Raw genomic sequence first — 14,347 nt, forward strand, 5'->3', positions numbered from 1 at the left:
TATAAACATGGGGAGCTTTTTATATTAAAAATATATTAAACATATTTGTATATATTTCTAACAACTAAATAGTTGCTCCTAGATATAATCTTGATATTGCTACAGAAACTATAATAATACCTGAAATAGCATACATATAATTCTTCTTTAAATAAATAGCTATTGCTCCCCAAAAAGAAGCTGTCCCTTGTGTATGTCCACTTGGAAAAGAATATCCAGTGGCAGTTTCAACTCTTAGTGATCTTATGCCTGGCTCTCCTATAGGTCTTTTTGCTTTAAAAGCATCCTTAACAGCTCCATTTATCAATACACTAGTTAAAGAAGAATAAGCAATATACTCGCCCATTTTCTTATTAAATGTCCAATAAATAACAGCAATTAAAGGAATTAAAATTGCTTCTTCTCCAAACATAGTTATTAATTGAAATAATCCATCCCAAAACGGACTTGCTATACTTTGTATTGACCTGATAATATTTAATTCAAACTCTATAATTATCCCCCCTTACAATTTAATAACAATATTATATCACTCATTAAGAAAAATTTTTAATTTACTTACCAAAATTTTCTTCAAATTATAAAGCTAATATTTTTAGATAGACATATTAATCTTATGATTAATATCTAAAATACTTACCTCAACCTTCTTGCTTACAATTAATCTAAAGTTCTCTTACACCATATTATTTAAATTATTTTTTATATTTATGAATAAATTACTAATAATATACCTATAATAATTAATGAACGTTTATCCTTTTAAAAATCAATATTTATACTTGTGCTAAACTAAAAGAAGATGCTGCATCAAATGTTATTTTGATACAGCATCTTTCTGAGTTCTAAAGTATTTTATTTATACTAAATACTAAATTTCAAATTTAGTTACTTTTCTTTCAGTTACTTGTGCTGCTGACTTAGCTACAAAGTTTCCCTTAGAAGTTTGAAAAATATCATTTGCTATTATAGCATCCATAAGTGTCACTGCTTCATCTTGTGTTAGATTCTCCTTCACATTAGAAACTGACATTGTTGTTTTTTCCCCTGTAGAAGTTAAAAAAGTCATTGATAAAGTAAATTCCATAAAAAACACCCCTTTTTAATTGATAATTAATGAAAAAACCCCTTAATTTTTCATTTTCAACTTTCCATTTTTATTGTTCTGATTTTAGTAGTGATACTTCTGTTAAGTAGTAGTATCTAGTGTTTGCCCCTATAACACCTTTGATTGCTTCTGCTACTGCATAAACCTTTTCTGGAGCTGCCCCATCTTTTACTCCTGAAAAGCTCTTTTTGCTGTAAGTAGCATTACCACTTGAATCCACCCCACTTTCCACTTCAATTGCTAGTGATGTTGTTGAAATTTCCTTGCTTACTGCCATTTTACAGTCCCCCTTTTTATTTATCTTGTAAGTCTTTCGCCTTACATATAATAAATATGCACCTAAAGAATTTTGTGAAATTTTTTTTAGGAATTTTTCAAATTTATTTGAATATTTTTCATATAGATGTAAATACTTATAATACCCTTTTAATTTAAAACCTTCGTGTTTTTAAATTCATTTTCCTTTTTATTTTTTGTTTTATTTAGTGTCATTAAACTTAAAAAGCTGATTACATAGAAACCTAACCTTCCATGTAACCAGCTTTCTGCTTAAATTAGCTTATATCATTTACTTTAGTTTTTTAAAAATTGGCTGATGAAATGAGTTCTTGCCGAGTACACTGATTTTTAAATTTTTATTTGTATTTACTTCATTTAAAAACAACTTATCAAGACTAAGTTTAGTACCAACTGTCATCCTATTCCAAGTATACCCTTTGAACAAATCTCTTACTAAAAACTCTTCACCTTCATTTAAATTATTAACCTCGGAAATAGCTTGTTCTAAATATTCATTCATATCTATTCCTCCAAAATAATTAATATAAATAAAATATAATTTTAATGTACCGGCTTTATATCCATCTATTTTGTTTATATTAAAAAAATAATAATTTTATTCCTATAATATGTCTTATTCTCACTAAAATAATTTGTCGATAAGATTTTTTTACAAATTGGTAAAAACTGAATATTTATATAGTATAATAAACATATGTTCTATTATGTGTTTTATTTTTAAAAAGGGGGAGTTAAAAATGGATAAGACCATAGTAAAAAAATTTAAAGAAGGAAATAAAGATGCAGCTCTAGCTATACTGCACAAATATGAACCACTTATTAATAAATATTGCTTAAAGACAAACTTAAAGGGATTTGATAAAAATGATCTTAGGCAAGAAGCTAGCCTTTCAATACTTAAAGCCTTAAATGCTCTAGATTTAAATAAAGACAGCATAACATATGATGCTTATATCATGAATACCATCAGAAATACCTTTAATCTACTTATCCGCAATCACCACAAATCTAATTTAGAATCCAGTCTCAATATTAATGTAGTAGGTGATTATGATATCATTGATTTATTAGAAGATAGTGTAAATCTAGAAGAATTACTAATTTCAAGTTCTATACACTCAACACTAAAAGAAGCATTATCTACCTTATCATCAGATGAACTAGAAGTACTTTATCTTATATTTTACAAATTCAAAGGAAAACTTAGGCCTTATTGCCTAGAAAAAGAAATCACACGATATGAAGGAAAAAAGAACTTAGATTTAATACTATCCAAGCTTAGAAAATTTTTCATATAATATATTATTATATAAAAAATGCGTGTTGGCACTTGCTCAATCACGCATTTTTTTATTAACTTAAGTTACATTATTGTCCTTTTTTCTTCTGACAAATTTAAAGCCTATTAAAATAGCTGTAAGTGCCACTACTAGTGCCACAGCCTTTGAATTCCCCCCTGTATTAGGAAGGGTTCTTCTATAATTTGTGCTGGTGTTAGTGCTTAACTTACTAGCCATAGAAAGTCCGCTTAATTTGTTAATAGTGCTTCCACTGCTGACATTACCATTACCACTTGGAAAAGTTAATTTTGGCATAAGTGAATTTTCCTTAAATACCAAAACAGGTCCCTCATTATCTTTCGAAATAGTAAATTTAACTGGAATCATATCCAAAACATAACCTGCTTCAGGTGCTATTTCTATAAAGTAATAATCTCCTTCAATCAAATTATCAACAGTAATTTGCCCTTGTTCATTGGTGGTGTAGATATCTCCCATCTTATCTAGATTTTCATCAAGTAAAATGAACATAGCTCCTACAAGAACCTTTTCATTATTTCCTCTTTCAACATTGGTTAATACTACAGATCCCTTATAAACCTCCTCTGCTGGTTCTTCTGGATTAGGCTCTATATTAACTTTTGGAATAGCTGTAATGCTTGCACCAATTAAAGCTGCTCCATTTACAAGTACTTCTGTGCCTTCAGTAACACTTTCCTCTGTATGTGCTATAGTACCACTTATGGTAATTTTCCCGATGTATATTGATCCTACATCTAAAATTCTTTCTTTAAAAATAAGTTTTACAGTGCCATCATCTGCAACACTTTCTTCACTGAAATCAGTTTTTTCATATTTTATATCTTTTACAGTGATAAATGTAGGAATCTTAATCTCTAATGTATCTCCAGCCTTTATTTTATCCTTAGTACAATACATTACACTTAAATCAATATCATCGTCTTCATTTAAGCTAATATTGTCTTCATAGTTTACTTCTTTATCATTAATTAATAATGATATCTTCATTTGTTCAGTATCTTCTTCATCTTCTTTAGGCTCTTCACTTTCAGTGTCACCTTCATTTAGTTTTTCTGTAGATTCTCCAGGCACTATAACTTCTTCTTTATCTTCAGTTATAGCTCCTTCAGATTCCTTTTCATATTGAAAAATTTCTTCTTGTTCATTAGCTTCCTCTGCAGTAGGAAGTTCTTCTTTTGTTTCTTCAACAAACTCTTCATAACCATTACTTACATTAACTGTCGTAACCTTATGATTTTGGGTATCTTCATATTCTTTTATTTCTTCTGTAATAAGAAGCTCATTTTCAGCATCAAATTCTTCATTACTTTGAATTTCTGCTTGCTCTGAAACTACTAGATTAACTTCTCCATCTTCTAGCTCATCTGCTTTTACTGTAATATTAGAAAATAAGCTTATAAACATAAAAATGCTTATAAATATTGCTATGTTTCTAACATTTGCGAATCTTCTTTTTACTCCTTTCATATATTCACCCTTTTTGTTGATATATTTATAAGTATATTTATACTTATATCTAGATTATATACCAAATAAATACTCTTTTAAATTTATTTTCATAAATTTTATTAATATTACTTATACTATGAATATATATCTTTACTTATATTTCACTAATTATATACTCCATGTACTTTTCTTTAAATTCTTTATACTTTCTTTTTGAAAAATATATTATCTCACCAGTGGATAGTTCCAATAACTCCTTGTTTATCTTTGATATATATTTTAAATTTACTAAATAGCTACTATGTGGTTTATAGAAATTATATTTTGTTAATACTTCATTCCAGTATGATAATGGCCTCATAGAATAATACTTACCTGAATTACAATGAAATACTACTTTTCTATTTTCAATTTCCAAATATCTTATATTGCTTATAAAAATCTTATTTATTTCATTATTATAATTTAATATTATATATTTGTTATTTCTTTTAATTTCATTAACTACAGTAGATATTTCATTATATAGTTCCTTTTCCTTTACAGGTTTAACTAAATATCTAAATGCATTTACTTTAAATGCTTCTGCCCATAACTCCTTTGATGCTGTTAGAAAAATTATCTTAACCTCTTCATTGATTTCCCTTATTTTTTTTGCTGTGTCTATGCCTGATATTCCATTCATTTTTATTTCTAAAAAAATCACATTATATTTACTATGGTTACTATTTAATAACTCTTCACCACTGATAAATTTATCTATCATAAAATCCATATTCTCTTTTATTGAATACTTCTTAATCACATCTACTACATATTTTATTTGCATTGCATTATTTTCACATATTGCTACATTAATCATTAGTTAATACCTCCCTAAATTCAAAATCTAACACTTAAAACCTAAATATAAAAGAACCCTATAAAATAGATTTATTTAACACCTATTCTATAAGATTCCTCCATAATATAATTACCAATACATATCCTTTATAATTAACTTTAATTTATACTCCTATAATACTCATTAATAAGTTTGTCCAATCTAACACTTAATTCTAAAATCTTATTGTCACTTAAAGAACTACTTTTGTCAATTTCATATTCTAGAATTTCTCTTATCTTATCAATTTCATCATATATCTCCATAAAACCACCTCTTCAATAATATTATTCTAAGATTACAACATAAATTTATTTAAATGTATCTTTTTGTAATATCGTTGTTTTTTTTTGTTAAAATGTATGGATATATTTTTATTCTATTAATTCATATTTTCAACTTAATTGTTTAAAAAAGTATACTGTAAATAATATAAACGAAATCTATAGTTTAGGATTTTTCTTTAAAATTATTTTAAATTGTGTACTAAATTTCTTAAGAGATTCTGGTTCAAGCTCTATGGTTCCTCCATGAAGATCAACTATTGTTTTAGCTATAGCAAGACCAAGACCTGATCCCTGTTTGCTATTTCTTGATTCATCACCTACTGTAAATGCTTCAAATATATTATTTGCTATATCTTTTGAAATTCCCTTTCCATCATCAGCAATTATTATTTCATAAATATCATTTTTTTCTTTCAATGATACATATATATTAGTACCTTTTTCATTATGTTTAATGCTATTGCCTAAGATATTATCAAATACCCTTTGTAACTGAACCTTATCAATTTTTATTTCCATTTCCTCTTCTGGAATATCCACTTCTATATTAAAGCCACTTTCAACTATATCTTCATATTTTAAAGCAATATATGCTCTTAAATATTCACTTAAATCAACTTTTTCAAAAATAAGATTAAAGTCTGGATGCTCTAGTTTACTGTATTCATGAAAAATATTAATAAGCTCTGTAAGCTTCTTTGATTTTTCATAAATAATCTTTATATACTTATCCTTATCTTCATCAACAATTATTCCATCTGAAAGCGCTTTAGCGTATCCTTGAATACTTGTTATAGGTGTCTTTAAATCATGTGATATATCTGCCATCATACGTTCTTTATCATTCATCAACTTCTTACGTTGATTTTCACTATCTTCAAGCTTACTTACCATAATATTAAATCTATCACATATATCTACAAATTCACGAGGTCCACTATAATCTACAGGTTTTTTTCTTTTTCCTTCTGTTAAAAGTTCCATTGCTTTATTAAGCTTTTCTAATGGCTCATAAAACTTACTTCTAAGAACAAATACAAATATCACCACTAAAATTATATAAGCTATTCCAAACACAACAAAATCTATCTTAGTTAATATATTCATTTTTTTAAAGAAACTATTTGTGTACAACTCTCTTGATTTAATAATAGCTGTTCTTTTTATGCCGTCATTATTAATATATTGATACTTTTCAATAAATAGTCCATTATTATAATAACCTCTCATATAAATAATTTCTTTTTCAGTATAATTTTTTTTTGCTGGCGCATTATCACTTTCTAATATAACATTCAAATTTTTATCTAATACTTTAAACCATTTACTAGTAGATTTTAATGAATTGCTTATAACACCTTCTGAATAATATGATTCAGCAATAATTAGCTTATAACTTTCCCCATTTTCACTATAATAATCATATATATTTAAATATGTATCATCCTTTCTATAGTTTGGTATAGCATTTATCTCATCTTCATTATATTTTTCCTTATTAATATCCTTTCCTAAAGAATAAATTAAATTATAATTTTCATCTAATATTTCTATAGTACCATCTTCACCTGTTATCTCTTTTAGATTTAATTTATTAAATTTTTCTTCCTTCAAGTAATTTTGATATTTCTTAGTTAATCCTAAAGTAGCATCATAATCACCAAATATTAAATAATTGCTAACATTGTTTATTAATATAGCTGAAATTATAATAATTACTGTGAATAATATGTAATTATTAATTAGAAGGGAAAATATACTTCCCCTTCTATTTGCCTTTTTATATTTTTTCAATTTTATAACCAAGCCCCCTTACTGTTTTTAAATACATTGGGTTCTTTGAATCATCTTCTACTTTTTCTCTAATTCTATAAATATGCACCATTAATGCACCATCATCATTTTTGAAATATTCTCCATTAATATTTTCATAAATTTGTACCTTTGTATATACTCTTCCTGGATTGCTCATTAAAAGAGCTAATATCTTAAATTCAGTTGGAGTTAGTTGAATTTCTTCCCCATTCTTAGTTAAAGATACTGTTTCTTCATTTAATACTAATTCACCAACTTTTAATATTTTCTTAGATTCTTCTACATTATCTAACTTAAATTCATAACATCTTCTTAAAAGTGACTTTACTCTAGCTACTACTTCCAATGGATTAAAAGGCTTTGTAAGATAATCATCAGCACCTAAGTCAAGACCTAGTATCTTTTCACTATCAAGAGTTTTAGCTGATAAAATTATAATGGGAATATTTGTTATCTCTCTAATTTTTTTAGTAAGTTCATACCCATTCATCTTAGGCATCATAATATCTAATAATGCTAAAGATATTTGACTATTTTTTACTATTTTAAAAGCATCTTCTCCATTATCTACAGATATAACTTTATATCCATCCTTTTCTAAATATAATCTTAATAAACCAACTATATCCTCATCATCTTCTGCAATTAATATATTTTTTGTCATATAATTAATTTACTCCTCTTTACTCGTATCTTAATGCATCAATAGGATTCATCTTTGCTGCTTTACTCGCTGGATAATATCCAAAGAATATCCCTATAGCCATACAGAAAGCAACTGAATATAAAATTGCATAAATATTAGCTTTAACACTATATCCCATGATTTTTGCACCTATTGCTCCAAAACAATTTCCTATTATAACACCTATTATACCTCCTATTATACATATAATTACCGCTTCCACAATAAATTGTATAAGTATAACCCTCTTTCCTGCTCCTAATGCTTTGCGAATGCCTATTTCTTTTGTTCTTTCTGTAATTGAAACCATCATTATATTCATTACACCAATACCACCTACTAAAAGTGATATTGCTGCTACAGCACTTATTCCTAGTTTAATACTATTAATCATCTTATTTGTAGATTCCATCATTGATTCCATACTATATCCAGTTGGTTCAAATTTTTTATTTGATTTATAGGCTTCAGAAAAATAGCTGTTTGTCTTATTTAAAAACTCATTTAAATCTACATTTTCTTTAGGTATAATAGTAAAATATTCATACCCCTTACTTTTATTATTAATTTTTTTATAAATTGACATAGGAATAAATACTTTTGTACTTGTTTTTCCATCTGATGAATACATACCTTCTCCATCATTTTTATTATACTTATATACACCACATATATATAGCTTTACTGTATTATTTCCTATATTTGCTTCAAAAGATTTACCTAAAACTTCATCATATGTATATTTACCTTTAAAATACTTATCAACAAAACTATCACTTACTACAGTAACAGCTCTTAATTCATCATTATCTTTTTCCGTTAAGGCTCTTCCAGATATTATTTTAACATTTTCACCTTTGAAGTAATCTGCATTTACAGCATATACCTCTATATCAGCTTTGATTCTTCCATTTAAAAGAGTACTACTTCCAGCACTTTCTGAAAGAGGTACTGCTAATAAATCATCAGCAAATTTTTTTTTATAATCACTTATTATTTCATCTGTAACAAAATCCTTTTCTGTGGGTGCTTCATATTCAGAATAAATTTCTTCTCCATTTTCATTATATGTAATTAAATTTTTTTGTTCTAAGTACATATTAATATTTCTAGCACCAAAACCTGACATTTCACTATTTATTGATGCAGCCAGTGAATCTCCTATGGTAACAATGGTAATTACAGAGGCAATACCTATTATAATACCTAACATTGTAAGTAACGCTCTAAGCTTATTTGCTTTTAAACTGCTGATAGCTAGCCTTACATTTTCCATTAATCCCATTAACTCACCACCTCTTTGCTATCATTTATAATTTTTCCATCTTTTATGGTTACAATTCTAGGACATTGCTCTGCTATTTCTTTACTGTGAGTTATAAGAATAATTGTTTTTCCTTGATTTTTATTTAAATCATTAAAAATATTCATTACCATAGTACTAGTTTCACTATCAAGTGCTCCTGTTGGCTCATCCGCAAGAATTATTGCAGGATTATTAACTAAACTTCTAGCAATGGCAACTCTTTGCTTTTGTCCTCCTGAAAGCTCATTAGGCATATGATTCATTCTAGATTCCATTCCAACTTTACTTAAAAGCTCCTTAGCTCTTTTTGTACGCTGTTCTGCTGGTACACCTGCATAAAGCATAGGTAATTCCACATTTCTAAGAGCAGATGTTCTTCCTATCAAATTAAAATTTTGAAAAACAAAACCAATCTTTTTATTTCTAATAACATTCATTTCTGCTTCATTGGCATTTTTTATATCTATACCATCTAAATAATATTCACCTTTAGTTTGTTTATCTAAAACCCCTATAATATTCATTAATGTAGATTTACCTGAACCTGATTCACCTACAATAGCCACAAATTCTCCTTCATAAATTTTCAAATCTATACCATGTAGTATTTCTATTTCACTTTCTAATCCAATATTATATGCCTTAATTATTTCTTTCATTTCTATTAGTGGTTTGACTTTATCTATCATTATGCTTCACCTTTACTTTCATTCTCAACACCTTCTGTTGTTTCATTATAATTTGTAAGATCAGCAAGTATTTCACTACCTTCTTTTATGCCACTTCCACTTACTTCAACATAATAATCATTTTCTTCTCCAAGAGTTACTTCTGTTTCAATAAATTGATTATCTTTTCCTTTTACCATCAGGAAATATTTTCCTCCCACCTCTTTAACTGCATCTTTAGGAACCATAAGAACATTTTTCTTTTCTGAAACTATTATCTCTGCTTTAGCATTTGTTCCAATATATAAATCTTTAGCATCATCTATAGATATATCTGCTGAAAAACCACTTGTTTCTCCAGCATTAGCTGTAGGAGATATTCTTGTAAGCTTTCCTGAAATCTTTTTATCACTAGAATTAGTAGTAATCAATGCATTCATACCTACTTTTGCATTTTTAATTTCATACTCTGGAATAATAGCACTTATAATAAGCTTATTATCAGATTGAATTGTAGCAACTTGTCCCTCTGGTACTGCCCCTACCTTTATTTTTAGTTCAGTTACCTTCCCATCTGTTTCAGCCTTTAATACAGTTTTTGATAATCTTTCTTCTAAATTTTTTAATTCTTCATTATCATCAGCTTTTTGTAGTTGTTTATATGCATCATTAACTGATGATTCAAGATTAGATATTTCTCCATCAGCACTATTAATCACACTTAAACGATTTGCTACTGCTGCTTCATATTGTTCCTTAGCTAAATTTCTATTGCTTATTTTTTCATTAAATATTGCCAGTGCTGCATTATAGCTTTCTTTTATTTCTTCATAATTATAAAGTTGTTTTGCTTCTTCTAATTCTCTTTGTTTATTATTTAAATTTTCTTCTGCACTTTTATAAGCTACATATTCATCAGAAGAAGCATTTCCTCCACTAGCTATCCAAGCATTATAAGCAGAATTTTTAATATTCTCAGCTTCATTATAATTATTTACTTTACTTTCTATTGCACTTAACATTGTGTTATATGTATTTTGAATCTTTTTATAAGTTCCATCATAATTATTTAAATCATTTTCTGTGTTTTCATAGTTACTTTTTAAATTTGATACTACATTATCTTGTGCTGATACTGAAGATACTTTAACATTTTTTGCTTCTTTTAACTGATTAGATAATTTATTATAATTAGCTTCTAATTCTTTCTTATTTTCAGCTATTTCAGATTTTTTCTTTTCAATTTCTTTTGTTATATCACCATCATCTAAAGTACAAATAACATCTCCAGCTTTAACATAGTCTCCAACTTTTACATTAACAGACTTAACTTTTTCCGTTAATGATGTTGAAACCATTGATACTTCTGCACTTTCAATTTTACCATTTACATTTATTGACCTATTTATTTCTCCCTTTTCAACAAAAACAGTTCTAGCATAATTTTCAGAATCTATTGTTTGTTGTGATTTATAAGAATTAATTTTAACAATAACAATTCCCCCAGCCAAAACAGCTAAAACCATAAATATACATAAACTCTTTTTATTTTTATATGTAAATTTTTTAATAACATCCTTAATCTCTTTTCTCTTCATAAAGCAGTTCATCCTTTCACTATTATATAAATTTATTTTAAATATTAGATATTAATTTTATACATAATATAACCTTAATATAACCTTAATATATTATAGTGACTATAAAATATTCATTTATAATAACAAAGAGTCTTTTCTAACTCTTTAACTTAGAAAAGACTCTTTTTTTATTTTTAAATGCTAAAATTAATATTCCCAATGAAAATATAGAAATCCCTATGCCTAATCTTAAACCTGGTAACTTATATTTAAATTCAATTTTATGTTCTCCTGGCTGAAGTTTTACACCAATTAATCCATTTAAAATTTTAAAATAATCATACTCCTCACCATCAACTTTTAAATTCCAACCTTCATCATAAGGAATTGAAGTATACATCAATGTCTTATCTGCTGTTACCTTTATATCACCTTTAATATATCCATCTTTATATATTGTATTTTCTATTATATTATAAGATAAATTTTTATAAATGTCTTGGAATCTATCCATATCACAATAATATAATTGTACTTCATCTAAACTAAAGCTATCATTTAGTACAGAAATTTCAATGGTTATTTCTTCATCCTTATCATAGGTGCCAATAAATTGAATATTATAACCATAACCTGTAAACTGATCATACTTTACATTATTATTTACTGTTATGTTAACGCTATTTTGTGAACTAATATTACTTTTCTTGCTACTAAAACCATTTTCATATTCACTAGATTTTAAAAACATATATATTGGTGCATATTGCTCAGCCTTTACAATAAGCTCTATGGTAGCTTTTACACCCTTAATTTCCTTTTGATATACTGTTTCATCATCATATTTCACTTCTGATAAGTTATTTAATTTAATATCAGTGATATTTAATACTTTATATATATCATAATTTTCATTAACCATTAACTTTAATATATCGTTACTATAAACAAATTTATTTTTAACTTCATTGATATTGGTAGACTCTAATCTTTCATTAACCATAAATGCTATAGGTAAAGCATAAGGATTTTCATAAACAGCATAACTCCCTTCTGTTTTAACTTTTTTATAAAACATATTTTGCTTATATTTATAGCACTTAAAAAATTCTGGCTGCTCCATGGAAATCAGATATTTAATACCTAAAATTGAATCTATGGGAATTGTTGAACCCATATTATAAACATTATTAATGACATTGGTTTTAAAACCAAAACTCTTAATTAACTTAGCTGTGTTTTCCTCATTAGCTGAGCTAGAATGACCAAGACCATTATAATTTAAAAGCATAGAATCATTTAAGGTATTTCTATAAACTTGTTCAATTCTATAAAAATTATCATTTAGTGATTTTACTTCTTCAATTAATGGTGAGATGGTTTCAATATAGCCTCCAATATGCTCTTTATCAATATATTTAATATTTTTCATGGAAAGATAAGAATTTAAAGTAAGCTCTGTGACAAGTAGTACACTAATTAAGGGCAATATAATTCTGTTGATATCATTAAATTTAATAAAAGTAGTTAAGATAATAACATAAGAAACACTAATTACAAATGTAACTACTATTTTATTTATATCTAAATAATCATAATCTCCATAACTTACTAAGATACTTATCATTGCAAAAAAAAGCGTTACTATAAACAAACTTTTAAAGTTAGTGCTTTTAATTTTTAACCAAGCTTCATATGATAAAGTAATTACAAAAAAGCAAAATATAAATGAATTTCTATATTGAAATCCTATGGGATAATCAAAGCCATGCCATAATAATATAAATGTGCTTATAAAAAAGCTTAAAGCAATAAAACCTAGTACTATTAAAGAAGTAAGTTTATTTCTTAGCTTAATTTCCTTATTAAAAAAATATAATATTAATAATTCTGCCACCATAACTGAACAATAAATATTGGCAGGTGACTTCATTACTTGTCCCATATTATAACTACCAATAAATAACTTGCTTAAGATGCTACTTAAATCCTGTTTAATGGTTATAGCTTCACTAAACAAATTAAAATCAGCCTTACCAGTACTTAAAGATATTGCCACTGGAATAAGTAAAAAAGCTGCTAATCCTCCAGTAATAATTGATGAATAAAAAAACTTAACTGTCCCTGACAAAGTAATTCTTCTATAAATACTGGCTTTATAGAAAAAGTATAATACTGAAAAAATACATATCATATAGCCTATATAATAATTGCTTACAATAACCATAAATAAAGCTATCATATATAATTTATATTTTTCATTAACTATTACTTCTTCAATACCTAATGCCACCAATGGTAATAGCATCATCCCATCCATCCACATTATATTCATTTGAAAACATATGTTATATCCCATAAGTCCATAACATAAGGAAAAAATCACTACTGATAAATCCTTCTTTTTATAAACCTTGCTTATATATATGGAAAAACATAAGGAAGCTAACCCTATCTTTATTAAATAAATACTAAAGATAAACTCACCTATAGCTGACTTAGGAAAAAATATCAAAAGCAAATTTAATGGACTTGCTAAATAGTAAGCAAATAACCCTATATTATTTCCACCAAGAGATTTATTAAATGAATAAAATATACTGCCATCTCCACTTAAAATTTCTTTAAATTTACCAAAATAAGCAACATATTGAGTATACATATCACTGGACACTATAGTCTTTTCACCAATAAAGCCTACTCCTAAGACTGTAAATATTATAAACAGTAGAACTATTGGAAGTATAAAGGATAAAATAAAGATATAGTTTTCTTTAATTTTCTTCATATGACCTAACTTCATCCTCAACTACATTTATTACTATCACTATTTTCTTATTTCTCTCTAAATTACTATTACTTATATAACCATTATTTATTCTCCATACATTATCCATAATTCACCTCTAAGTATTATTTACATTTTTCACATATTTATTTTACT

At 26.5% G+C, this 14,347-nt stretch carries 15 protein-coding genes; 1 reads left to right on the plus strand and 14 read right to left on the minus strand.

Annotated elements, in window-relative coordinates; all coding sequences use genetic code 11:
* Nucleotides 1–64 precede the first annotated feature (64 nt).
* From Q5O29_RS06560 to Q5O29_RS06575, 4 genes are all read right to left on the minus strand, one after another.
* Entirely contained in the window at nucleotides 65–412 is a 348-nt protein-coding gene (locus Q5O29_RS06560; RefSeq protein ID WP_022212166.1) for a phosphatase PAP2 family protein, read from the minus strand.
* A gap of 459 nt (nucleotides 413–871) precedes the next feature.
* Complete coding sequence (locus Q5O29_RS06565) at nucleotides 872–1,087, minus strand: DUF2922 domain-containing protein (protein WP_022212167.1); 216 nt, start codon at nucleotides 1,085–1,087, stop codon at nucleotides 872–874.
* Between the two features lie 70 nt (nucleotides 1,088–1,157).
* Nucleotides 1,158–1,385 carry a DUF1659 domain-containing protein gene (locus tag Q5O29_RS06570; protein ID WP_022212168.1) on the minus strand — a complete coding sequence of 76 codons (228 nt, stop codon included), beginning with the start codon at nucleotides 1,383–1,385 and terminating at the stop codon, nucleotides 1,158–1,160.
* Between the two features lie 291 nt (nucleotides 1,386–1,676).
* Nucleotides 1,677–1,907, minus strand: a complete 231-nt coding sequence (locus tag Q5O29_RS06575; RefSeq protein ID WP_022212169.1) for a single-stranded DNA-binding protein — start codon at nucleotides 1,905–1,907, stop codon at nucleotides 1,677–1,679.
* 238 nt (nucleotides 1,908–2,145) lie between these two features.
* On the opposite strand from Q5O29_RS06575, the gene Q5O29_RS06580 reads away from it, so the two are divergent.
* Nucleotides 2,146–2,706: an RNA polymerase sigma factor gene (locus tag Q5O29_RS06580; RefSeq protein ID WP_022212170.1), complete on the plus strand. Its 561-nt coding sequence runs from the start codon at nucleotides 2,146–2,148 to the stop codon at nucleotides 2,704–2,706.
* Between the two features lie 60 nt (nucleotides 2,707–2,766).
* Here the strand turns inward: Q5O29_RS06580 and Q5O29_RS06585 are convergent, their stop codons facing one another.
* The 10 genes from Q5O29_RS06585 to Q5O29_RS06630 form a co-directional block, all read right to left on the minus strand.
* Complete coding sequence (locus Q5O29_RS06585; RefSeq protein ID WP_022212171.1) at nucleotides 2,767–4,197, minus strand: SpaA isopeptide-forming pilin-related protein; 1,431 nt, start codon at nucleotides 4,195–4,197, stop codon at nucleotides 2,767–2,769.
* 136 nt (nucleotides 4,198–4,333) lie between these two features.
* Complete coding sequence (locus tag Q5O29_RS06590; RefSeq protein WP_022212172.1) at nucleotides 4,334–5,041, minus strand: LytTR family DNA-binding domain-containing protein; 708 nt, start codon at nucleotides 5,039–5,041, stop codon at nucleotides 4,334–4,336.
* 140 nt (nucleotides 5,042–5,181) lie between these two features.
* A complete protein-coding gene (locus tag Q5O29_RS06595) occupies nucleotides 5,182–5,328 on the minus strand; it encodes an aspartyl-phosphate phosphatase Spo0E family protein (RefSeq protein WP_022212173.1) in 147 nt (48 codons plus the stop codon).
* Between the two features lie 177 nt (nucleotides 5,329–5,505).
* Nucleotides 5,506–7,143, minus strand: a complete 1,638-nt coding sequence (locus Q5O29_RS06600) for a cell wall metabolism sensor histidine kinase WalK (protein WP_022212174.1) — start codon at nucleotides 7,141–7,143, stop codon at nucleotides 5,506–5,508.
* Nucleotides 7,130–7,828 (minus strand): response regulator transcription factor, encoded by a 699-nt coding sequence (locus tag Q5O29_RS06605; protein WP_022212175.1) that lies wholly within the window; start codon nucleotides 7,826–7,828, stop codon nucleotides 7,130–7,132. The genes Q5O29_RS06600 and Q5O29_RS06605 overlap by 14 nt, the downstream gene beginning before the upstream one ends.
* Nucleotides 7,829–7,847: 19 nt before the next feature.
* Entirely contained in the window at nucleotides 7,848–9,134 is a 1,287-nt protein-coding gene (locus tag Q5O29_RS06610) for an ABC transporter permease (RefSeq protein ID WP_022212176.1), read from the minus strand.
* A complete protein-coding gene (locus tag Q5O29_RS06615) occupies nucleotides 9,134–9,844 on the minus strand; it encodes an ABC transporter ATP-binding protein (RefSeq protein WP_022212177.1) in 711 nt (236 codons plus the stop codon). Before Q5O29_RS06615 ends, Q5O29_RS06610 begins: the two co-directional genes overlap by 1 nt.
* Nucleotides 9,844–11,421 carry an efflux RND transporter periplasmic adaptor subunit gene (locus Q5O29_RS06620; RefSeq protein WP_022212178.1) on the minus strand — a complete coding sequence of 526 codons (1,578 nt, stop codon included), beginning with the start codon at nucleotides 11,419–11,421 and terminating at the stop codon, nucleotides 9,844–9,846. Before Q5O29_RS06620 ends, Q5O29_RS06615 begins: the two co-directional genes overlap by 1 nt.
* Nucleotides 11,422–11,560: 139 nt before the next feature.
* The gene (locus Q5O29_RS06625; RefSeq protein ID WP_022212179.1) at nucleotides 11,561–14,191 is read right to left on the minus strand and encodes a YfhO family protein; all 2,631 of its coding nucleotides are present in this window, start codon (nucleotides 14,189–14,191) and stop codon (nucleotides 11,561–11,563) included.
* Nucleotides 14,178–14,300, minus strand: coding sequence for a hypothetical protein (locus Q5O29_RS06630; RefSeq protein WP_022212180.1), 123 nt, complete (start codon nucleotides 14,298–14,300; stop codon nucleotides 14,178–14,180). Before Q5O29_RS06630 ends, Q5O29_RS06625 begins: the two co-directional genes overlap by 14 nt.
* Nucleotides 14,301–14,347: the final 47 nt, after the last annotated feature.

The organism is Clostridium sp. CAG:265, assembly GCF_000436575.1.
Taxonomy (GTDB): Bacteria; Bacillota; Clostridia; order Clostridiales; family Clostridiaceae; genus Clostridium; species Clostridium lentum.